The sequence below is a fragment of the Pseudoduganella sp. LjRoot289 genome (assembly GCF_964252925.1).
In the GTDB taxonomy this organism is placed as follows: domain Bacteria; phylum Pseudomonadota; class Gammaproteobacteria; order Burkholderiales; family Burkholderiaceae_D; genus Rugamonas.
The window spans coordinates 3,761,726-3,780,578 of the sequence record NZ_CAXUPN020000001.1 but is presented as its reverse complement, the minus strand read 5'-3'; the positions used below and the strand labels follow the sequence as shown (position 1 = coordinate 3,780,578).

The 18,853-nt window shown below is 66.5% G+C and carries 17 protein-coding genes; 10 read left to right on the top strand and 7 right to left on the bottom strand.

The annotated features are described in order from the left end of the window. Nucleotides 1–4: 4 nt before the first annotated feature. From ACSQ8Y_RS16125 to ACSQ8Y_RS16115, 3 genes are all read left to right on the top strand, one after another. On the top strand, nt 5–1,864 hold the full coding sequence (locus ACSQ8Y_RS16125) for a branched-chain amino acid ABC transporter ATP-binding protein/permease (protein WP_436267458.1): 1,860 nt from the start codon (nt 5–7) through the stop codon (nt 1,862–1,864). Nucleotides 1,865–1,980: 116 nt separating this feature from the next. Further along, on the top strand, nt 1,981–2,730 hold the full coding sequence (locus ACSQ8Y_RS16120; RefSeq protein WP_436269843.1) for an ABC transporter ATP-binding protein: 750 nt from the start codon (nt 1,981–1,983) through the stop codon (nt 2,728–2,730). A gap of 70 nt (nt 2,731–2,800) precedes the next feature. Then, a complete protein-coding gene (locus tag ACSQ8Y_RS16115) occupies nt 2,801–3,952 on the top strand; it encodes an ABC transporter substrate-binding protein (protein ID WP_436267457.1) in 1,152 nt (383 codons plus the stop codon). Nucleotides 3,953–3,993: 41 nt separating this feature from the next. Here the strand turns inward: ACSQ8Y_RS16115 and ACSQ8Y_RS16110 are convergent, their stop codons facing one another. Further along, on the bottom strand, nt 3,994–4,398 hold the full coding sequence (locus ACSQ8Y_RS16110) for a hypothetical protein (RefSeq protein ID WP_436267456.1): 405 nt from the start codon (nt 4,396–4,398) through the stop codon (nt 3,994–3,996). A gap of 217 nt (nt 4,399–4,615) precedes the next feature. Here ACSQ8Y_RS16110 and ACSQ8Y_RS16105 point away from each other — a divergent pair, with 217 nt between their 5' ends. Both ACSQ8Y_RS16105 and ACSQ8Y_RS16100 read left to right on the top strand, forming a co-directional pair. After that, nucleotides 4,616–4,855 (top strand): ribbon-helix-helix domain-containing protein, encoded by a 240-nt coding sequence (locus ACSQ8Y_RS16105; RefSeq protein WP_436267455.1) that lies wholly within the window; start codon nt 4,616–4,618, stop codon nt 4,853–4,855. Continuing rightward, nucleotides 4,855–5,265 carry a putative toxin-antitoxin system toxin component, PIN family gene (locus tag ACSQ8Y_RS16100; protein WP_436267454.1) on the top strand — a complete coding sequence of 137 codons (411 nt, stop codon included), beginning with the start codon at nt 4,855–4,857 and terminating at the stop codon, nt 5,263–5,265. Before ACSQ8Y_RS16105 ends, ACSQ8Y_RS16100 begins: the two co-directional genes overlap by 1 nt. Nucleotides 5,266–5,314: 49 nt before the next feature. Here the strand turns inward: ACSQ8Y_RS16100 and ACSQ8Y_RS16095 are convergent, their stop codons facing one another. The 3 genes from ACSQ8Y_RS16095 to ACSQ8Y_RS16085 form a co-directional block, all read right to left on the bottom strand. Beyond that, a complete protein-coding gene (locus ACSQ8Y_RS16095; RefSeq protein ID WP_436267453.1) occupies nt 5,315–6,691 on the bottom strand; it encodes a DUF1501 domain-containing protein in 1,377 nt (458 codons plus the stop codon). Nucleotides 6,692–6,700: 9 nt separating this feature from the next. Beyond that, the gene (locus ACSQ8Y_RS16090) at nt 6,701–8,554 is read right to left on the bottom strand and encodes a DUF1800 domain-containing protein (protein ID WP_436267452.1); all 1,854 of its coding nucleotides are present in this window, start codon (nt 8,552–8,554) and stop codon (nt 6,701–6,703) included. A 262-nt stretch (nt 8,555–8,816) separates the two neighbouring features. Next, on the bottom strand, nt 8,817–9,527 hold the full coding sequence (locus ACSQ8Y_RS16085) for a UPF0149 family protein (protein ID WP_436267451.1): 711 nt from the start codon (nt 9,525–9,527) through the stop codon (nt 8,817–8,819). An 88-nt stretch (nt 9,528–9,615) separates the two neighbouring features. Between ACSQ8Y_RS16085 and ACSQ8Y_RS16080 the strand changes: the two genes are divergently transcribed. Then, entirely contained in the window at nt 9,616–10,602 is a 987-nt protein-coding gene (locus tag ACSQ8Y_RS16080; RefSeq protein WP_436267450.1) for a serine/threonine protein kinase, read from the top strand. Nucleotides 10,603–10,715: 113 nt separating this feature from the next. After that, nucleotides 10,716–13,067, top strand: coding sequence for a hypothetical protein (locus ACSQ8Y_RS16075; protein WP_436267449.1), 2,352 nt, complete (start codon nt 10,716–10,718; stop codon nt 13,065–13,067). Between the two features lie 7 nt (nt 13,068–13,074). Here ACSQ8Y_RS16075 and ACSQ8Y_RS16070 read toward each other — a convergent pair whose 3' ends face one another. After that, nucleotides 13,075–14,496, bottom strand: a complete 1,422-nt coding sequence (locus ACSQ8Y_RS16070; RefSeq protein ID WP_436267448.1) for a diaminopimelate decarboxylase family protein — start codon at nt 14,494–14,496, stop codon at nt 13,075–13,077. Between the two features lie 110 nt (nt 14,497–14,606). Here ACSQ8Y_RS16070 and ACSQ8Y_RS16065 point away from each other — a divergent pair, with 110 nt between their 5' ends. Continuing rightward, on the top strand, nt 14,607–15,527 hold the full coding sequence (locus tag ACSQ8Y_RS16065; RefSeq protein WP_436267447.1) for a LysR family transcriptional regulator: 921 nt from the start codon (nt 14,607–14,609) through the stop codon (nt 15,525–15,527). A 10-nt stretch (nt 15,528–15,537) separates the two neighbouring features. Here ACSQ8Y_RS16065 and ACSQ8Y_RS16060 read toward each other — a convergent pair whose 3' ends face one another. Next, entirely contained in the window at nt 15,538–15,915 is a 378-nt protein-coding gene (locus tag ACSQ8Y_RS16060; protein WP_436267446.1) for a hypothetical protein, read from the bottom strand. A 37-nt stretch (nt 15,916–15,952) separates the two neighbouring features. Beyond that, nucleotides 15,953–16,984, bottom strand: coding sequence for a DUF475 domain-containing protein (locus ACSQ8Y_RS16055; protein WP_436267445.1), 1,032 nt, complete (start codon nt 16,982–16,984; stop codon nt 15,953–15,955). Between the two features lie 99 nt (nt 16,985–17,083). Here ACSQ8Y_RS16055 and ACSQ8Y_RS16050 point away from each other — a divergent pair, with 99 nt between their 5' ends. Together ACSQ8Y_RS16050 and ACSQ8Y_RS16045 are read left to right on the top strand one after the other, a co-directional pair. Continuing rightward, nucleotides 17,084–17,503 (top strand): divergent PAP2 family protein, encoded by a 420-nt coding sequence (locus tag ACSQ8Y_RS16050; protein ID WP_436267444.1) that lies wholly within the window; start codon nt 17,084–17,086, stop codon nt 17,501–17,503. 175 nt (nt 17,504–17,678) lie between these two features. Further along, nucleotides 17,679–18,851, top strand: coding sequence for an efflux RND transporter periplasmic adaptor subunit (locus ACSQ8Y_RS16045; RefSeq protein ID WP_436267443.1), 1,173 nt, complete (start codon nt 17,679–17,681; stop codon nt 18,849–18,851). Nucleotides 18,852–18,853: the final 2 nt, after the last annotated feature.

Below are 18,853 nucleotides of genomic sequence, written 5' to 3'. Positions count from 1 at the left end.
TACGATGACCCTTAAAAATTTCCCTTACGATATCGGCGTCACGATGGTGGCGCTGGTGCTGGCAGCCCTCGCGCTGCCCGTGCTGCAGCCGTCCGGCTACGTGGTGACGGTGCTGTCGCTGATCGGCATGTACGCGATCGCCCTCAAAGGCCTGGACTTCGTCACCGGCTACACCGGCGAAGTCAGTGTCGGCCACGCCGCGCTGTTCGGCATGGGCGCCTACGCGGCCGGCTGGATGAACCTGCACGCCGGGTTGCCGCTGGCGCTGGCCTTCCCGCTGTCGATCGGCGTCGGCGCGCTGTCGGCCTGGCTGATCTCCTTCCCGCTGCTGCGCGTGAACGGCCCCTTCCTGGTGCTGACCACCTTCGCCTTCGGCCGCATCGTCTATGTGTTCCTGTCGCAGACCGCCGAGGTGACCGGCGGACAGAGCGGCATGCAGCTGGAGCCGCAAACGCTGTTCGGCCACAGCCTGGGCGCCTGGCATTTCTACTACCTGATCCTGGCATGCCTGGCGCTGGCGCTGTGGGTGGCGCACCGCGTGGTCCATTCGCGGACCGGGCGCGCCTTCGAGGCGCTGCGCGACTCGCCGATCGCCACCGACTGCATGGGCATCGGCACCGCGCGCCACAAGCAGCTGGCCTTCGTGCTGTCGGGCGCCTTCGGCGGCCTGGCCGGCCTGCTCTACGTGTACAGCCAGGGCGTGCTGTTCCCGGACACCTTCGGCTTCGAGACCAGTCTGATGTTCCTGATGGCGGCCCTGTTCGGCGGCAAGAAGTCGATGTCGGGCCCTCTGCTGGGCGCCGCCATCGTGGTGGTGTTCCCCGACCTGCTGGGCAGCCATGTCGCGTTCCGCGCGCTGGCCATCGCCGTGCTGGGGGTGCTGGCCGGCGTCGGCGCGGCCCGCTGGCGCCGGCGCGGCGCGGCCGGCCTGGGCAGCATGGCCGTGCCGCTGGCGTTTGCGGCCGGCCTGGTGGCGCTGGCCTACGGCGTCGAGGACTTGAACGAGCACCGGCTGGCGATCTACGGCGCCATCGTGCTGATGGTGGTGTCCTATCTCGGCAACGGCGTCATGGGCTTGCTGCCGGCCTATGTGCCGGCGCACAAATCGGTAGCGCCGGAGGACGGCAGCGGCATCCGCGCGGTCGCGCCGGCGGCGCACGAGCCGCTGCTCGAGGTGCGCGGCGTGACCATGGCCTTCGGCGGCTTCCAGGCCATGACGGACGTGTCGTTCTCGGTGCGCTCGGGCAGCGTGATGGGCCTGATCGGCCCCAACGGCGCCGGCAAATCGACCACGATGAATGTGCTCACGGCCTTGTACCAGCCGACCACCGGCAGCGTGCTGTTCGACGGCGTCCCGCTGACCGACGCCGGCACCACCCGCATCGCCACGCTGGGCATTTCGCGCACCTTCCAGAACCTGCAAGTGTTCGGCGACCTGTCGGTGCTCGACAACGTGCTGGCCGGCATGCACCACTCGATCGATGCCTATGCCACGGCGCGCGCCATGGCGCTGCTGGGGACGGTTGGCCTGGCAGCCCACGCGCACGGCCTGGCCAGGAACTTGTCCTACGGGCAGCAGCGCTTCCTGGAAATCGCGCGCGCGCTGGCCACCAATCCCAAGCTGCTGCTGCTCGACGAGCCTGCGGCGGGCTTGCGCGGCGCCGACCTGGCGGCGCTGAAACGCCTGATCGGCCAGATCCGCGAACACGGCATCGCCATCGTGCTGATCGAGCACCACATGGACGTGGTCATGGAGCTGTCCGACAGTATCACCGTGCTCAATTTCGGCCAGGTGCTGGCGCGCGGCAGCGCGCAGGAGATCCAGACCAACCAGGCCGTGCAGGAAGCTTATCTGGGCGCCTGAAGCGCGCGCCAAGCCAACCCAGCCGCTGCCGCAGCGGCAACTCAGAGGATATCAGTATGAATGCCAGCATGAATGCCAACATGAACCCGGCGCTGCAACTGCAGCCACTGCCATCCATGGCGCCCGCGGCGCGCTATGCCGCGCCCGTCCATGCGCCGGCCAACGCGCTCACGCTTACCGGCGTCAACGCCAGCTACGAGGACAACCACGTGCTGCACGACATCACGCTCGCCATTCCGCAAGGCAGCATCGTGGCGATACTCGGCGCCAACGGCGCCGGCAAGTCGTCGACATTGCGCGCCATCTCGGGCCAGATACGCAACACCACCGGTTCCATCATGCTCGACGGGCAGGAACTGGCCGGCAAGGCCGCCTGCCAGGTCGCTGCCGCCGGCATCGCCCATTGCCCGGAAGGGCGCCAGGTGTTCGGCCCGATGTCGGTGCGGGAAAACATCGAACTCGGGGCGTTCACCCGGAACGACCATGACGGCATTGCCGCCGACCTGGAACGCATGTTCACCCTGTTTCCACGCCTGCGTGAACGCTCGGGCCAGCTGGCAGGCACCTTGTCCGGCGGCGAACAGCAGATGCTGGCCATCGCGCGCGCGCTGATGCTGCGCCCGCGCGTGCTGCTGCTCGATGAACCGTCCATGGGCCTGGCCCCGAACATCGTCAACGACGTGTTCGCGATCATCGCAGGCCTGAAAGAAGACGGCCTGACCATCGTGCTGGTGGAGCAGTTCGCACGCCGCGCGCTGGCCATCGCCGACTCCGGCTACGTGCTGGCGCGCGGCGCGGTTGTCATGTCCGGCAGCTCGGCCGAACTGGGCTCCGATGCTGGCCTGGTCGCCTCGTATTTGTCATGAGGGCAGCGCCATGCCCGCCATCCACGTCGTACCCGCAGCACCTTCTAACCACAACGCAAAAGGATACGTTATGAAACGCACGCAAACCACCCTCGCCATCGCCGCTCTTTGCCTGGCGGGCGCTGCCAGCGCCGCCGAGACTATCAAGATCGGCGCGCTGTTGCCACTGTCCGGCGGCTCCGCCAATATGGGGGTGTCGGTCCGCGACGGCCAGCGCCTGGCCGTCAAGACCATCAACGCCGCCGGCGGTGTGCTGGGACGGCAGCTGGAACTGGTGGAGCTGGACGACGAGGCCAAGCCGGAGAAGGCCTCGCAAAACATGCAGAGCCTGATGTCCAAAGGCATCGTCGCCTGCGCCTGCGGCGTCAACACCGGCGTGGTGGCGTCTTACCAGAAGGACATGCAGGCGGCCAAGATCCCGAACGTGATCCCGGCGTCGGCCGGCACCAAGCTGACGCGGACCTACGCCGCGGCCCCCGAAGGCAACTACACTTTCCGCGTGCAGGCGTCGGATACGCTGCAGGCGCAGATGATGGTCAATTACGCGCTCGAGAAAGGCTACAAGAAGATCGCGCTGCTGTCCGATTCCACCCCGTACGGCGTGGGCGGGCACGGCGACATGGTGGCCCAGTTGACCAGCCACGGCTTGCGCCCCGTATCCGACGCGACCTTCAATCTGAAAGACACCGACATGACGGCTCAGTTGCTGAAGGCCAAGGAAGCCGGCGCGCAAGTGTTGCTGGTGTACGGCATCGGCCCGGAACAGGGGCAGATCGCCACCGGCAACGCCAAGCTGGGCATGGGACTGCCTCTGGTCGGTTCGTGGCCGAACGCGATGGAATCCTTCCTGTCGATTGCAGGCGCGGCCGGCAACGGCGCCGCCTCGCCGCAGACCTTCGTCGAAGGCGCGGCGTCCCCGGCCGCGCGCGCCTTCGAGGAGGCCTACCGCCGCGAGTACAAGCGCGCCCACATCGTCAATCCGACGGCAGCCGCCGGCGGGCACGATGCGATCCTGCTGCTCGCCGCCGCGATCAAGCAGGCCAACAGCACGGACGGCGTGAAAATCAAGGAGGCGCTGGAGAACCTGGCGGCCCCGGTGGGCGGTGCGGTGACCACTTACACCAAGCCTTACGCCAAGGACGACCACGAGGCCATCAAGGCGGGCATGGCGCTGATGGCCATGTGGAAGGGCGGCGCCATCGTGCTGGCCCCGGCCAAGTAAGGCTAAGTGAGGCCAAGTGAGACAGGGAGCGGGCGCTGGTCTTAGTCGCTGGATACTTCCAGCAGCGCCTCGAAGAAGTTGTCCTCGTTAAAATCCTCATAGGCTGGGAATTCGCCGTCTTTGGTGGCGATTTTCCAGCCGGTGCCGAAGTTCGGCTGAACGAAGCACACCTTGCCCCGGTGGCCCTCCAGGTCGATGCGGCCGCCGCTGGCGCCCAGCATGGCCCCCACCGGGCGCAGCACCACGTGCTGCCGGCCCAGCTTGATTCCCATGCTGCGCGTGGCATAGCTGCCCAGCAGTTCCTCAGCCAGCAGCACGCTGTGGAAGTCGTACTTCACCTGGTGCTTGATGGCGTACGGTTCCAGCCACAGCTGCACCTGGCTGTAAAACTCCTCGATCTGCGCCAGCCACTGCTGCTTGCGCTGCTGATAATCGTCATGCCCCATCGCACACTCGCCGGAAGTTGCCCTTACAGCGATTGTATGCCTGCGCGCGGCGAGGGGGCGCAGATTAGAAACCGCCGGCCGCAGACAGCCGATTTGATGCTGCGCAAGCCAAGATGCGCCGTTGCCTGGAAATGCTGCGAACCTATTGAGAGTACGATTGCCACGGTGTATAACCATATAAACGTCCGCACCCGATGTCGGACTATGGGAGTGTCGAATGGAACAGGTTTGTTGGAGCATCGAGGTCTCGGCAGATACCGATCAGTCACTTCGGGTTTTCCTGGCCAGCTACGGTGGAGATCACAGTGGTGACTTGGCGCGCTTTGTCGAAGAAGCCGTCCGCGTGCGTCTATTGGAGTTGACTGCTGAACAGGCCAAGGCGTCCAACGCCAATGTTAGCGAACGTGATTTGGCAGCAGCCGTCGATGAAGCTGTGCAATGGGCACGTAGGCGCTGATGCGTGTCGTGCTCGACACCAACGTTTTGTTGTCGGCACTTATTTCCCCACATGGTGCTCCAGATGCCATTTACCGGGCATGGCGAGCTGCCAAGTTTGAAGTGGTTACGTCGCAGGTACAGCTAAATGAAATGCGGCGAGCCAGCCGTTATCCGAAATTCCGCAAGATTCTGCAGCCTTCCCGCGTGGGAACAATGATCAATAAACTGCATCGCGCCCTGGTTCTTGAATACCTTGGCGATGACATTGAGACGGACGATCCCGATGATGCCTTCCTGCTCGCCATGGCGAAGGCGGGCGATGCGGACTACCTGGTCACAGGGGATCGCCGAGCTGGTCTGCTGCAACTTGGGCGGTTCGGCCGCACAGTGATCATGACGCCAGGCGTATTTTGTTCACGTGTACTGTAACGGTCACTTGAGTGGCCCCGGCGTACCGGGTCCACTCAAGCAAGTTGGACTAGCCCATGAAGCCGAGGTCTTTGAGCGGGAAATTGCTCAGCTCGTTCTTGAACACCAGCGTTTCCAGCATGGCGTCGTCGGCGCCGAACCAGCGGCCCAGGGTGGCGCCGTATTGCTGGTTGGAGATCTGCGGTATCCAGACGCCGCGCCCGGTGGCGTCGTCCTTGCCCCCCAGCGTGAAGTCGGGGAACTGGCCGTACAGCCCGCCCTTGACCGCACCGCCGACGATCAGGTGGTGGTTGCCCCAGCCGTGGTCGGTGCCGCCGCTGTTCGGCTGCAGGCTGCGGCCGAAATCGGACATGGTGAACGTCGTCACCTGCTGCTGCGCGCCGATCTCGGCCAATGCCAGCTGGAACGCGGCCACCGACTGCGACACCTGGCGCAGCATGTCGAACTGCTGGTAGGCCTGGCCGCCGTGCGTGTCGAAGCCGCCCTGCGATACGAAATACACTTGCCGTCCCGGCCCTTGCGTGGCGCGCAACCGGATCAACTGCGCCACCGTCTTCAGTTGCTGGGCCAGATTGTAGCCGGGGAAGGTGGTGGCCAGCGCCGCGCCGCCTGTGGCCGCTTTCAGGTCGGACACCAGTTCCATGCCGTTGAGCAGCGTGCGGTTGGCGGCGCCGGCCATCATGTTGGCATTGTTGGCCGACAGCAGCGCCACAAGCGCGGCGCGGCGCTTGTCGGCCTCGGCCTGCGGCCAGAAATTCATGCCCGCCAGGTTCAGCTGGCCGTTGGCGGGGATCAGGTTGCCGTGCGTTTTGACGCCTTCGACGAACAGGCCGCCTCCGCCCAGCGCGACCGCGTCCAGGTCGCCGCCGGTGCCGAGCAGGTCGACCAGCCGGCCGCCCCAGCCGGTGCCGGCCAGCGACGGCGTGCCGGCCTGGTTCTGCAATTGCTGGTCCGGGTGAGAGAACAATTGCGGCGGGACTGACAGGCCGGACTGGTATTGCGCCTTGGTCAGCGGCTGGCGCAGGCTGCCCGCGTTCAGCACGGCGGCAACCTGGCCCTGCGCGTACAGCGCGTCCAGTTCCGGCATGCCGTAGTGGAAGCCGAAAGGCTGCTCGACCGGATTCGCCACCGCCTGCAGGCGCGCGCTGCGTTCGCCGACCAGGGTCTTGGCTGCGACCGACAGGGCCAGGCCGTGGCCGCCGCGTATGGCGCTGTATTTGGCGTAGTTCACGCTGTCGAGCGGCACGATCATATTGTTGCCGTCGTTGCCGCCGAACATGTACAGGCATACCAGCGCCTTGTAGTCGCCGACGGCGGCTTGCGCAGGCGTGGCATTCAACAGGCCGAGCGAGGACAGCGCGCCCAGCATGCCGGCTTGCGCGCCCATGCCGAGGAAGCCGCGGCGTGACAGGTTTTGTTTGCTCATTTTGTTCTCCTATTGCTGGACTGCGAATTCGGCAGTGGCGGCGGTCAAATAGAGCGCGGTCAGGGCGCGCTGGGTCTTGTCGGTGGTGGCGCTGACCGAGGAGGCGATGGCGGTGCGCGCGGCGGGCGACATGCGGCCCTGCAGCAGCCTGGCGTCCACCAGGTTCAGCAAGGTCGTGACGTCGCCGGCGGCGGCCACGTAGGGCGCGATGTCGATGGCGACCATGCCCTTGTATTCGTCGGACAGGAAGCGGTACAGGAAGTTGGCGCGGGCGATCGCCAGGGCTGGCGCGTAGACCTGGAACTCGGGGCCGAACTGGCCTGGCGTGCCTGGCAGGCCGGTCATCGGCGAATAGAAGTTGAACACGCTGGGCGCGTTCAGCAGCTTTTGCCCCAGCAGGCCGTATTCCCAGAAGGCATTGGTGGGATTGACGACCGTGGCGTCCAGCGCGCGGAACAGGCTCAGCGAGTGCAGCACGGGGTCTTTCAGCTTGCCCTGGCTGGCGCTGGGCGTATCCTGACGCGCTTCGGCGTCCGTCAGCACGGCGCTCAGCGTGGCTTTCAGGTCGCCGCGTCCGGCCGGGCCGCTGGCGAACACGTTTGCCACGCGCTCGATGTAGGCCGGGCTGGGGTTGCTGCTGGTGAAGGAGCGGATCAGACGGATGGCGATGAAGGGCGGCAGGTTGGGGTGGTTGAACAGGTTGTCCATCACGGCGTCGAAGTCCTGCACGGTGCTCTGGCCGGCGGGCAGCACGGTGCCCATCAGCAGCGTCTTGCCGGCCTTGTCGTGCAGGCGCTCGCGCGGCTGCAGCGGGCCGCTGAAGTTTTCCCAGTTGGCGCCGGTGGCGTTGGTGCCGGCGTAGGTCCAACCGCTCAGGGCGCGCGAGATGTCGCCGATGCGGTTCTGGTCGTAGGCGGGGATGGCGTCGCCGTTGCGGTCGGTCTGCACGCTGCCGTCTTGGTTCAGCATGACAGGGCCGATGGTGAACAGCTGCATCACTTCGCGCGCGTAGTTTTCATTCGGCGCCGGGGCTTTGCTGTTGCCCAGGTCCAGGTATTTGCCCATGGAGGGGTTGAGCGACATTTCGCGCAGCAGGGTGTTGAAGTTGCCGAAGGCGTTGGCGGACAGCGTCGTCAGCCAGGGCTGCATTTCGCTGGCGTAGGGATTCTTGTCGGCGGAGACCACGAACAGCTGGGACAGCGCGAAGATCATGCGCTGGCGCAGCTGGTCCTGGCCGCCGGCCATGTTTTGATACCAGTTCGCGCGCAGCGCGTTCAGGTCGGCGGCGACGGGCAGGGCGCTGGCCGGCATGTCGAACTGCTGTGCCAGCCAGGCGGCCTGGCCCAGGGCCTTGAGCTTGGCGATCTCGGCCGTGGTGGAACCGAAGGTGGCCTGCTCCAGCAGGCGCGCGGCGGCGATGGTGGCTGGATCGGTGGCCGGCTGCTCGCCGAGCGGGACCGGCACGGGCGCAGGCGTTGGGGTAGACGTCGGCGTAGGCGTAGGCGTCGGGCTGGTCGTGGTGGTGGACGTCATCTTCAGCTTCAGCGTCGCGCTTGCGGTGAGCTTGTCCGAGGTAGTGCCGGTGATGGTGATATAGCGGTTCTCCGGCATTGCGGCCGGCGCCTTGTATTCGCCATTCTGCGAATTGAGCGTGCCGTACACGGCATTGCCGCCTGCCACGCCGTTGACGCTGAATTTCATGAAGGTGCCGACGCCGTCGACTTTGCCCAGGAACCAGACTTTGCTGCCCAGCGCGACTTCTCCACGGGCGGTATGCTCCAGTGTGGCGGTGGCGGCCCAGCTGCTGGCCGCCAGACTCATCAGGCAGGCCGCAGCCCAGGCCCGGCATTGTGTTCGTTGCATGAGGTTCTCCTTGTTGTTGGATGCTTGTTTCCAAACAGCAATTTGCATGCCACGCAAAAAGTGACGAAAATTTGCAGCTTGAACATTCAACAAGGGCGGGGGGGAAGGGCGGAACGGACAAAAATTGTCAGCTCGGGTGAGGGGGAGGCAAGAAATGTCAGGCGGGGAAAACCCGCCGGGCAGCGGGCCGCGAGCGCAGCCCGGCGATGCCGGCGGGTGAGGTAAGGCTAAGCTGGAACTGAACCCAGGCTAAGGCCAGGGACTATTCAGCACCGGTGTCGGTCGCGCCTTCGGCGCCGTGGCACTTCTTGTACTTCTTGCCGCTGCCGCAAGGGCAGTCGTCGTTGCGGCCGACTTTCGGCTCGTCGCGCACCAGGGTCGTGACCGGCGCTTTGCGGCGCGGCACCCAGAACTTGTGGATGGCAGGCAAATTCGCTTCCAGTTCCTGGCCCAGCTTGTGCGCCTTGACCGGATCTTCCACCAGCGGCAGTTCGTCTTCCTCGATCTCGTCCGCGCCCAGCAGGTAGATGGGGCGCATCAGGTCGCCCACTTCCGAGTCCCAGATCGCGTCCCACGAACCCGGGCGCAGCTCCATGCCCTCCCAGAAGCCCCAGCACCAGGCTTCTGCGTCGATCAGCACCTGGCCGTCCACCTCGTGCTCGACGAACAGCGGCTCGAACTCTTTCGGCGCCACTTCGAACGTCACCAGCACCTCGTTCATGAAGCGCATGATCAGGTTGACGATGCGTTCCTCATCCTTGGCGTTCTTGAACTTGGGCGCATCCTTGCCGTCCGGGCCCCACACGCGAGACAGCCACTCGGCCGGCATGATAGGCTCGGGGCCGATGGCGATCGCGGTCAGGTAGCCATGCAGGTGATCCATGGTCATGGAATCTTCCGGGCTGCGGTCGGACAGCAGGAAATTGTCCAATTCGTCGAATTCTTTTTCGCTCAGAGGCTGTTCGAGGTGCATATACTTAATCCTTCTATTTGAAGCCGCCAGTATACGCTGCGCCGCACTCTTCCGGGCGGAAGAATGCGGCGGCGCTTACAATGGGGGCATGACAAGCGACCACACCCACTCCTACGCCGCCCTCAGTCCCGACTGCGTGCTCGACGCCCTCGACAGCATCGGCCTGTACGGCGACGGCCGCCTGCTGGCGCTGAACAGCTATGAAAACCGGGTCTACCAGGTCGGCATCGACGACGGCAAGCCGCTGGTGGCCAAGTTCTACCGCCCGGGCCGCTGGAGCGACGCCGCCATCCTCGAAGAGCATGCCTTTGTGGCCGAACTGGCCGAGCGCGAAATCCCCGTCGTCCCGGCGCTGACAGTCAACGGCAAGACCTTGCATGAATACCAGGGCTTCCGCTTCTCCGTCTTCCCGCGCCACGGCGGCCGCGCGCCCGAACTGGACGATCCGGCCACCCTGGAGTGGACCGGGCGCTTCATCGGCCGCATCCACGCGGTCGGCAAGCTGGCGCGCTACAGCGAACGGCCGGCGCTGGACCCGGCCACTTTCGGCGTCGAGCCGCGCGACTATTTGCTGGCCAACAACTTCATCCCGCCAGAGCTGCTGGAGGCCTACAGCAGCGTCAGCGCGCAGGCGCTGGACGGCGTGCGGCACTGCTACGACAGGGCGGGCGACGTGGCCGCCTTGCGCCTGCACGGCGATTGCCACGGCGGCAACGTGCTGTGGACGGATGCGGGCCCGCATTTCGTCGACTTCGACGACAGCCGCATGGGGCCGGCGGTACAGGATTTGTGGATGATGCTGTCCGGCGAGCGCCACGACCAGGTGCGCCAGATGGGCGACATCCTGGCCGGCTACGAGGATTTTTGCGATTTCGACAGCCGCGAGATGCACCTGGTCGAGGCGCTGCGCACGCTGCGGCTGATCCATTATTCGGCCTGGATCGCGCGCCGCTGGGACGATCCGGCCTTTTTGGTCGCTTTCCCCTGGTTCAATACCCAGCGCTACTGGCAGGACAGGGTGCTGGAGCTGCGCGAGCAGGTCGCGCTCATGGACGAGGCGCCGCTGCCGGTCTAAGCGGCGAATTGGCGGGAAATCCCCGCCTTGCTCGCGGTCTTGCCGCGCCCCCCGCTATTCGATAATGATGACTCGGAAATCCCGAATCAACCGTCGAACTAGCGAGAACTCTCATGCAAGCACAACTGGCACAAACGATCGAAGTCGCACCGTCCGCAAACGACGCGCCCGCACTGCCGATGCATGAGGCCGCCGATACCGCCCAGCGCGGCCCGATGGACATGAGCGCCATCAAGGAAGCCATCGCCCGGGTCGAAGCCGAAGCGAAGGCTGCCTGCGCCGCCGAAAGCCGCGCCCACGCCGAAGCGCGCGCCCGCTCCCTGGCAGACGACCGCGCCGCCATCGACGCCGCCGCCACCGCCGCCGCCCAGCAAAGCGCCCAGGTCGCCGAGGAAGCCATCGCCGCCAACCGCGAGCGCCTGGAAAGCCTGCGCGCCGCTGCCCAGGCCAGCGTGGCCCGGCTGGAAGCGGTCAAGCAGGAAACCGCCGAGTTGCGCGCGCGCGCCGTCACCGACACCCAGATCCGCATCGCCGCCGAGCAGCGCGCCCGCGCTGAAGAAGAAAGCCGCAAGCGCGCCACCGAGCAGATCGCCACCGAAGCCGAACTGGCTGAGCAGGCCGCCCGCGCCGCCGACGAACTGAGCGCACAAACCGAGCAAGCCCGCCTGCAGGCGGCCGAACGCCTGGCCGCCGTGCAGGCGGCGCGCGAAGAAATGGTCGGCATCGCCTCGGCCGACGCCCGCCTGGCGACCCTGGCGCGCGAACGCGAACGCCACGCCTACGGCGCCCGCCAGACCGCCGACGCGCTGGCCACCGCTGAAGCCGAAGCGCTGGAACTGACCGTGCAGCGCGAGCGCGCCGACCAGATCGCGCTGGAAGCGGCCTTCAGCCGCGCCGCCGCCGAGGCGCGCGCGCTGGAAGAAGCCCGCGCGCTGGCCCACCTGGAGCAGGAGCGCGAATCCATCGCGCTGGCCAAGGCCGAATCCGAGCGCAGCGCGGCGCAATCGCTGCACCTGCGCCTGCAGACCGAAAAGGAAATCCGCGACGCCGCCGTGCAGCGCGAGCGGCTGGAAGCGGTCGCCGCCGCCAGCGCACAGGCGCGCCGCGACGCCGACGCGCGCATCATCACCGCCACCGAAGCACGCATCGAAGTGGACCGCCAGCTGCGCGCCGTGGCGCTGGCGCGTTTCGACGCCGAGCAGCAGGCTGAACTGGAAACCCTGGCCAAGCTGGAGGCCGAGTCGCAGGCGATGGAGCAGGCTCATCTGCGCCAGGTTGCCGAGCAAGCCGCGGCCGAAGCCGCCCGTGCCGACAGCCTGGAGCAGCAGCGCGCCGCCCAATTGGCCGATGAGCGTGCTGCGCTGTCGCGCGCCGCCGTCGAACTGGCCGCCGCCCAGAACGCCGCCCAGCAAGCCGAAGTGGCCGCCTTGTCGGCCCAGGTCGAAGCGCAGAACACCGCCACCGCGCTGGCCGAGGAAAAAGCCGCCCGCGCCGCCGACCTGCTGGCCGCCGAACAAGCCCGCGCCGAAGTCGAGCAGCAAGCCATCGCCGCCCTGAAAGACCGCCTGGAAGCCGAGGAAACCGCCGCCGTGGCCGCCGCCGCGCGCGTTGCCGCCGAACAGAAGCAGGCCGAGGCGCAGCGCCTGCAGCGCAGCGCCGACCAGGCGCTGGCCGACGCCGCCGAGAAGGAAGCCGCCGCCATCGAGGCGCTGGCCGGGCAGGCTGCCGTCGAAGCCGAACAGAAAGCCCTGGCGGCGCAAGCCGTCGCCGCCCAGGCCCGCCTGGCGGTCGAACTGAGCGAAGTGCACGTGCAGCGCGCCCGCGTGGAAGAAGAGAAGGCCGCGCAAGCCGCCGAACTGCTGAAAGCGGAGCAGGAATTCGTCGAAACCGAGCGTCGGTCGCTGGCCGTGATCGAGCAGAAGCTGACCCAGCAGCGTCTCGCCAACGCGGCCGAGGCGCGCGCCGCCAAATCGATCGAAAGCCGTCTGGAGTCCGAGCAGGCCGCCACCGCCGCGCTGCGCGCCCGCGCCGATGCCGAGCACGAGCAGGCTGAACTGGCACGCCAGCGCGAGCAGGCCGAACAGGCCGCCGCCCAGGCGGCGCAAGACAAGACCGAAGAGCAGAAAGCCTTGGTCGTAGCGGCCAGGGCACACGCCGCGATGCAGCGCAAGCTGGCCGACACCACGCAGGCGATGACGGCGGCCAAGCAGAAGCTGCTGGAACTGGAAACCCGCCGCCAGCACGCCGCGCAGAACGCGCTCAATGCGCTGGAAGAAAAAGTGGCCGCCGCCATGGAAGCCGGAGCGGCGCAAGGCGCGGCGACTGAAGAAAATGCCTTCGCCGCCACGCTGGCTGCGGCGCGCGCACGCGCCGAGCACGAGCAGTCCGAATCCATGGCCCGCGACGTGATCGGCCGCCTGAAGGAAACGGCGGAGTCGGTAACGTCGGTATGGCGCGCGCGTTGAACCTTGCCTAGGCCCGCGCCGGGCCGTTCAGGCCGTCCAGCTCGTGCGCGACAAGGTCCGCCCAGGTCTCGCGCCGCCGGATCTCGCGCACTTCCGCGCCATCCACCATCACCTCGGCCGGCCGCACGCGCGCGTTGTACTGGCTCGCCATGCTCATGCCGTAGGCGCCGCAGGAAAACACCGCCAGCACGCTTCCGCTCGCCATAGGCGGCATCGGTCTGCCCAGCGCAAAATAGTCTCCGGTTTCGCAGATCGGCCCGACGACGTCGACGGCGTCGTAGCCATTCGGCCCGGCCAGCGCGCTCCAGTGTCCGCTATGGTTGCCGTGCTGCGCCGGCCACATGAAATGTTCGGCGCCGTACATGCTGGGCCTGAGCAGGGTGTTCATGCCGGCATCGACCACGGTGATCAGGGCGTCCCAGCCTTGCTTCACGTATTCCACGGTCGTCAGCAGCACGCCGGCGTTGGCGCTGATGGAGCGTCCCGGTTCGATGATGAAGCGTTTGCCCTGCGCCTGCAGCGGGCGCAGGCGTTCGCAGATCGCGCGCCCCATGGCGGCCAAGGCGCTGGCGTCCGCCGCCGCGCTTTCCTGCCCGGCTTCCAGTCCAGCCAGCCCGACCTTCTGCGCTGCGGTGTGCCCGGCGCCCGGCGCGGTCCCGTCCTGCCCGGCTTCCCGCTGCCCGGCAGCCGGCCTGCCGTACTGCGCCGGAAATCCGCCGCCCATATTGACCGTGTCTATGCGGCCGCCGGCGCGCTCCACTTCGGCCACCAGTTCCTCGATGCGGCCGATCGCGGTGAGATAGGTTTGCACATCCTGGATGGGCGATCCCAGGTGCACGTGCACGCCGCACACGTCGATGCCGGGGTAGCGGCCGGGGGCGAACAACGCAGCCGCGCGCGACAGCGGCACGCCGAACTTGGTCTGGCGCCCGCCGGTGGCGGTTTTGGCCGGCGTACTGGCGTCGGCCACATCCGGATTCACCCGTACGGCCACGCGCAGCCGCTTGCCGGCCGCCAGCGCCGCCCGGTCCAGCCGGCTCAGTTCGCCTTCCGATTCCGCGTTGAACAGGTAGACCCCTTGTTCGACGGCGTAACGGATTTCGTCTTCCGACTTGCCGACGCCGGCAAACACGATGCGGTCCGCCGCCACGCCTGCCGCCAGCGCGCGGTACAGTTCGCCGCCGCTGACCACGTCCATGCCGCAGCCCGCCTCGGACAGCAGCCGCAGCACGCTCAGGTTGGCGCAGCTTTTCACGGAGAAGCAGATCAGGGGCGCAATCGGCGCGAAGGCCAGCCGCAGCGCCGCCACGTGGTCGCGCAAGGTCCGGGCCGAATAGACGTACACCGGGCTGCCGTACCGTTCGACGATGCCGTGCGCGTCCACGCCCTCGGCGTGCAGGCGGCCGTCGATATAGCTGAAGTGATCCATGTTTTCCCTTTGGTTGGTGCTTCAATGATGGGGAAAGTATGGCGGGACGCGTCTTGATTTAAAAATATCAAGTTATCGGCATCCTATTCATATCTGATATGCTTTGGCGCATGAATTTCAATTTCAGACATGTGGAGATCTTCCGGGCGGTGATGTCCACCGGCAGCGCCACGGCCGCCGCCGCCGTGCTGCGCACCTCGCAGCCCACCATCAGCCGTGAACTGAGCCGCTTCGAGCACGTCACCGGGCTGACCCTGTTCCAGCGTGCCGGCGCCAAGCTGGTGCCGACCGAGCAGGCCCACTTGCTGTTCGAGGAGGTGCAGCGCAGCTATGTCGGCCTGCAGCGCATCGCCAGCGCGGCCGACGGCATACGGCACCACCGCCACAGCCAGCTGAGCATCACCTGCCTGCCCGCGTTTTCGCACGGCCTGCTGCCGCAGGTGTGCCAGCTGGCGCGGCAACGCCATCCCGGCATCGGCGTCAGCATCGCGCCGCAGGAGGCGCCGGCGCTGCAGGAGTCGCTGTCGGCGCAGCGCTATCACCTCGGCCTGACGGAGGACCTGGCGGCCCCGCCTGGCACCGTCATTGAAACCTTGCTGCTGGAGGATGTGGTGTGCGTGCTGCCTGCGTATCATCCCCTGTGCGGACGCGCCGTGCTGGCGCCGCGGGACTTCGAGGGGCAGGACGTGGTGTGCCTGGCGCCCGAGGATCCCTACCGCCTGCGCACGGACAGCCTGTTCCGCGAGCTGGGCGTGGCGCGCCGCATGGTGGTGGAGACGCACAGCGCGAGCGCGGTGTGCGCGACGGTCAACTTGGGGGTGGGGATAGCCATCGTCAACCCGCTGACGGCGCTGGAGTATGCGCCGCGCGGGCTGGCGATCCGGCGCTTTTCGGTGTCGATACCGTATGCGGTGAGCCTGGTGCTGCCCAGCCACCGGCCGGAGTCGGCCAGTGTCGCGCGCTTCGCGGCTGCGCTGCGCGACACTTGCCTGGAGATGAAGGCGGCGCTGCGGACCCTGGCGGGCCCGTAGCCGCTGGCGGTCAGGGCTGCTGCTGCACCTGCACGCGTTCGGCGTAGTACTCGGTCTCGCCGAAGCATTCGGTCGGCACGCCTTTGTGCTGCGCGTAGCTGAGCAGCACGCGCTTGCCGGTGGCGGCCATCAGCTGCCTGGCCAGCTCGGGGTCGCGCACGCTGAACTGGAACTTCTCCGGGATGGCGCCCGGCATCGACGTCAGCAGCAGCTCGCCTTCCCAGGTCTTGCAGATCCAGCCCCGTTTCGAGAACTTCTGCAGGTAGCCGGCCCGCTCGCCCTCGGAGTACGAGACTTGCAAGGCGATCCAGGTGTAGCCGGCGAACAGCAGGCCGGCGCCCAGGACGAGCGCCAGCAGGACGTATTTGATGCGTGAAGGTTTGTTCATGTGTTTTTGCTGATTTGGTGGCAACCTTGCGATCTTATCATTCCCCCGCCGTCCTGCGGCGGTGGCGGATCGAGGACCACAGCGACACGCCGATGAAAGCGACCCCGGACAAGCCCGTGAACCACTCGGGAATGTGGTATTTCACGCTGGCGAGCATGATCAGCGCCAGGATGCCGATGGCGTAGTGCGCGCCGTGCTCGAGGAACACGAATTCGTCCAGCGTGCCCTTGTGCACCAGGAATACCGTCAGCGAACGGACGAACATGGCGCCGATGGCCAGCCCCAGCATGATGATGACCACGTCCGAGGTGATCGCGAACGCGCCGATCACGCCGTCGAAGCTGAAGGAGGCGTCCAGCACTTCCAGGTACATGAAGCCGCCGATGCCGCCCTTGGCCAGCGCCACGCCGGTGGCCGGGTCGTGCTCCTCGTCCTCCAGCAGGCCGCTGATCCAGTCGACGCCGACATAGACGGCCACGCCGACCACGCCGGCCATCAGCACGCTCAGTTTCTTCGCTTCCGGCACCAGCGCCACGCAGGCGAACACGGAGAGCAGGGCGAGCAGGGTGGCCAGGCCGTTGCTGCCCCAGTTGCCCAGCTTGGCTTCGAGCCAGCCCAGCCAGTGCAGCTCTTTTTCCTCGTCGAACAGGAAGTTGAGGAAGACCAGCAGCAGGAAGGCGCCGCCGAAGGCCGCGACCTCGGCGTGCACGCCGGTCAGGTAGCGCGAGTATTCGTCCGGCGTGGTGAGCGCCATGTTCCACACGTCGCCCAGCCCCAGGCCGGTGGCGACCGAGACGATGAGCAGCGGGAACAGCAGCCGCATGCCGAACACCGCGACCACGATACCGACCGTCAGGAACAGCTTCTGCCAGAAGGCGTTCCAGTCCTTGAGCACGGCAGCGTTGACCACCGCGTTGTCGAACGACAGCGAGACCTCCATCACGCCCAGCACGGCGGTGATCCACAGGGCCGACAACAGGCCGGCGCTGCCGCCCCGGCTATAGCCCCACCAGCCGGCCACGGCCATCAGCACGACGGTGACGAAGAAAGAAATTCTGAAATGTTTCATGTGGTTCCTTAAATATGAGCGTGCCGATTTTATATTACTTGCTACCGCCGTCCACAGTCATTCTGCGATAATGGACGGATTGCCACAAAGGAATTCACGATGGATCTCGCTTACCTGCTTACTCCTGTCATGACATGGACCGCTGTCGGTCCGATCAAATTTTTGATCAATAGCGCCAAGGCGCGTAAATGGGCTTTCAACCTGGTCGGCAACGGCGGTTTTCCGAGCAACCACAGCGCGGTGGTGTCCAGCATGGCGACCCTGATCGCCCTGCGCGAGGGCATGAACCATCCGGCCTTCGGCGTGGCTGTCACGCTGTGCTTCATCGTCATCATCGACGCCAACAGCCTGCGCCAGCACGTGGGCCGCCAGGCCGCCGCCATCAACCGCCTGGCCAAGGACGACGGGGCCCACACCTGGCTGCGCGAACGCATGGGCCACACGCTGGTTGAAATCGGCGGCGGCCTGGCCACCGGCATTGCCATGGGGCACCTGATCAATCTGCTCTTCAATCGGTGAAAGTGCTGCGTCCGGCGCGATACATCCGCCGTTCACTCCCGTTTTTTGCATTTCAGCCGTAGATTCCCGCAGTCCGTCCCACTCTGATTGACATCACAAGTTGCACTCCACATACTTCGCCACTTGTGGTTTTTTGTAAATTCCGCACCTATACAATATTTTCGGAGAACTCTCTATGTTGCGCAAAACCCTCCTGGCCTTAGCCGTCGCTTCAGCACTGGTTGCCTGCGGCAAGGCCGACAAGGAACCGGCCAAGGCGGACGCCCCGGCTGCCGCCAAGGCCGCCGACAAAAAGGCGCCGGCCGTCCTGTCGGCGTCGCCGGAAGACTTGGCGACGGTGGAGTCGAATTCGCTGGCGTCCGGCCCGGTCATCACCGGCTCGGTGCAGCCGGAGCGCAAGGCCGACCTGCGCGCCGAGGTGAGCGCAATCGTATTGCAGGTGCTGAAGGAAAACGGCGAGACCGTCAAGAAGGGCGACCTGCTGGTGCGCCTGGACGCGACCTCGATCCGCGACGGCATGACCTCGGCCGACGAAGCCTTGCGCGCGTCGACCCAGTCGCTGGAGCAGGCCAACCGTATGCTCGAGCGCCAGAAGACGCTGCGCGCCTCGGGCATGACCTCGGCCCAGGCCATGGAGGACGCTGAAATCCGCCGCAACAACGCCCAGAGCGACCTGGCCGCCGCCAAGGCGCGCGCCGTCACGGCCCGCCAGCAGCTGGCCCGCACCGAGGTGCGCGCGCCGTTCGACGGCGTGGTCAGCGAGCGCAAGGTGTCGAACGGCGACACCGCCCAGATCGGCAAGGAACTGATCAAGGTGATCGACCCGACCAGCATGCGCTTCGAGGGCCTGGTCTCGGCCGACAAGATCGGCGTGGTCAAGATCGGCCAGCCGGTCGCCTTCCGCATCAACGGCTATCCGGGCCAGAGTTTCACCGGCAAGGTCAAGCGCGTCGACCCGGCCGCCAACCCGGTCACCCGCCAGGTCGAAGTGCTGGTCGATTTCAACGAGAAATCGCAGCCGCGCGTGGCCGGCCTGTACGCCGAAGGCCGCGTCGAGGCCGAGCTGACCTCGACCCTGATGGTGCCCAACTCGGCCCTGGTGCTGAACGGCGACAACAGCTACACCTGGCGCGTCAAGGACAAGACCCTGGTCAAGACCCCGATCACGGTCGGCCAGCGCGACGACCGCAGCGGCTACTGGAGCATCAAGTCCGGCCTGTCCAGCGGCGACGTGGTGATGCGCACGCCGGGCTCGAACTTCAAGGACGGCCAGAAAGTGGAAATGGCGGCGCCCAAGGCGGTGGCCTCGGCCTCGGCCACGCCGGCCGCCGTCAGCAAAGGAAACTAAGC

What these genes read in the sequence shown, in the direction of transcription:
- ACSQ8Y_RS16125 (WP_436267458.1), top strand. Translation starts at nt 5, where the DNA reads ATGACCCTTAAAAATTTCCCTTACGATATCGGCGTCACGATGGTGGCG.
- ACSQ8Y_RS16120 (WP_436269843.1), top strand. Translation starts at nt 1,981, where the DNA reads ATGGCGCCCGCGGCGCGCTATGCCGCGCCCGTCCATGCGCCGGCCAAC.
- ACSQ8Y_RS16115 (WP_436267457.1), top strand. Translation starts at nt 2,801, where the DNA reads ATGAAACGCACGCAAACCACCCTCGCCATCGCCGCTCTTTGCCTGGCG.
- ACSQ8Y_RS16110 (WP_436267456.1), bottom strand. Translation starts at nt 4,398, where the DNA reads ATGGGGCATGACGATTATCAGCAGCGCAAGCAGCAGTGGCTGGCGCAG.
- ACSQ8Y_RS16105 (WP_436267455.1), top strand. Translation starts at nt 4,616, where the DNA reads ATGGAACAGGTTTGTTGGAGCATCGAGGTCTCGGCAGATACCGATCAG.
- ACSQ8Y_RS16100 (WP_436267454.1), top strand. Translation starts at nt 4,855, where the DNA reads ATGCGTGTCGTGCTCGACACCAACGTTTTGTTGTCGGCACTTATTTCC.
- ACSQ8Y_RS16095 (WP_436267453.1), bottom strand. Translation starts at nt 6,691, where the DNA reads ATGAGCAAACAAAACCTGTCACGCCGCGGCTTCCTCGGCATGGGCGCG.
- ACSQ8Y_RS16090 (WP_436267452.1), bottom strand. Translation starts at nt 8,554, where the DNA reads ATGCAACGAACACAATGCCGGGCCTGGGCTGCGGCCTGCCTGATGAGT.
- ACSQ8Y_RS16085 (WP_436267451.1), bottom strand. Translation starts at nt 9,527, where the DNA reads ATGCACCTCGAACAGCCTCTGAGCGAAAAAGAATTCGACGAATTGGAC.
- ACSQ8Y_RS16080 (WP_436267450.1), top strand. Translation starts at nt 9,616, where the DNA reads ATGACAAGCGACCACACCCACTCCTACGCCGCCCTCAGTCCCGACTGC.
- ACSQ8Y_RS16075 (WP_436267449.1), top strand. Translation starts at nt 10,716, where the DNA reads ATGCAAGCACAACTGGCACAAACGATCGAAGTCGCACCGTCCGCAAAC.
- ACSQ8Y_RS16070 (WP_436267448.1), bottom strand. Translation starts at nt 14,496, where the DNA reads ATGGATCACTTCAGCTATATCGACGGCCGCCTGCACGCCGAGGGCGTG.
- ACSQ8Y_RS16065 (WP_436267447.1), top strand. Translation starts at nt 14,607, where the DNA reads ATGAATTTCAATTTCAGACATGTGGAGATCTTCCGGGCGGTGATGTCC.
- ACSQ8Y_RS16060 (WP_436267446.1), bottom strand. Translation starts at nt 15,915, where the DNA reads ATGAACAAACCTTCACGCATCAAATACGTCCTGCTGGCGCTCGTCCTG.
- ACSQ8Y_RS16055 (WP_436267445.1), bottom strand. Translation starts at nt 16,984, where the DNA reads ATGAAACATTTCAGAATTTCTTTCTTCGTCACCGTCGTGCTGATGGCC.
- ACSQ8Y_RS16050 (WP_436267444.1), top strand. Translation starts at nt 17,084, where the DNA reads ATGGATCTCGCTTACCTGCTTACTCCTGTCATGACATGGACCGCTGTC.
- ACSQ8Y_RS16045 (WP_436267443.1), top strand. Translation starts at nt 17,679, where the DNA reads ATGTTGCGCAAAACCCTCCTGGCCTTAGCCGTCGCTTCAGCACTGGTT.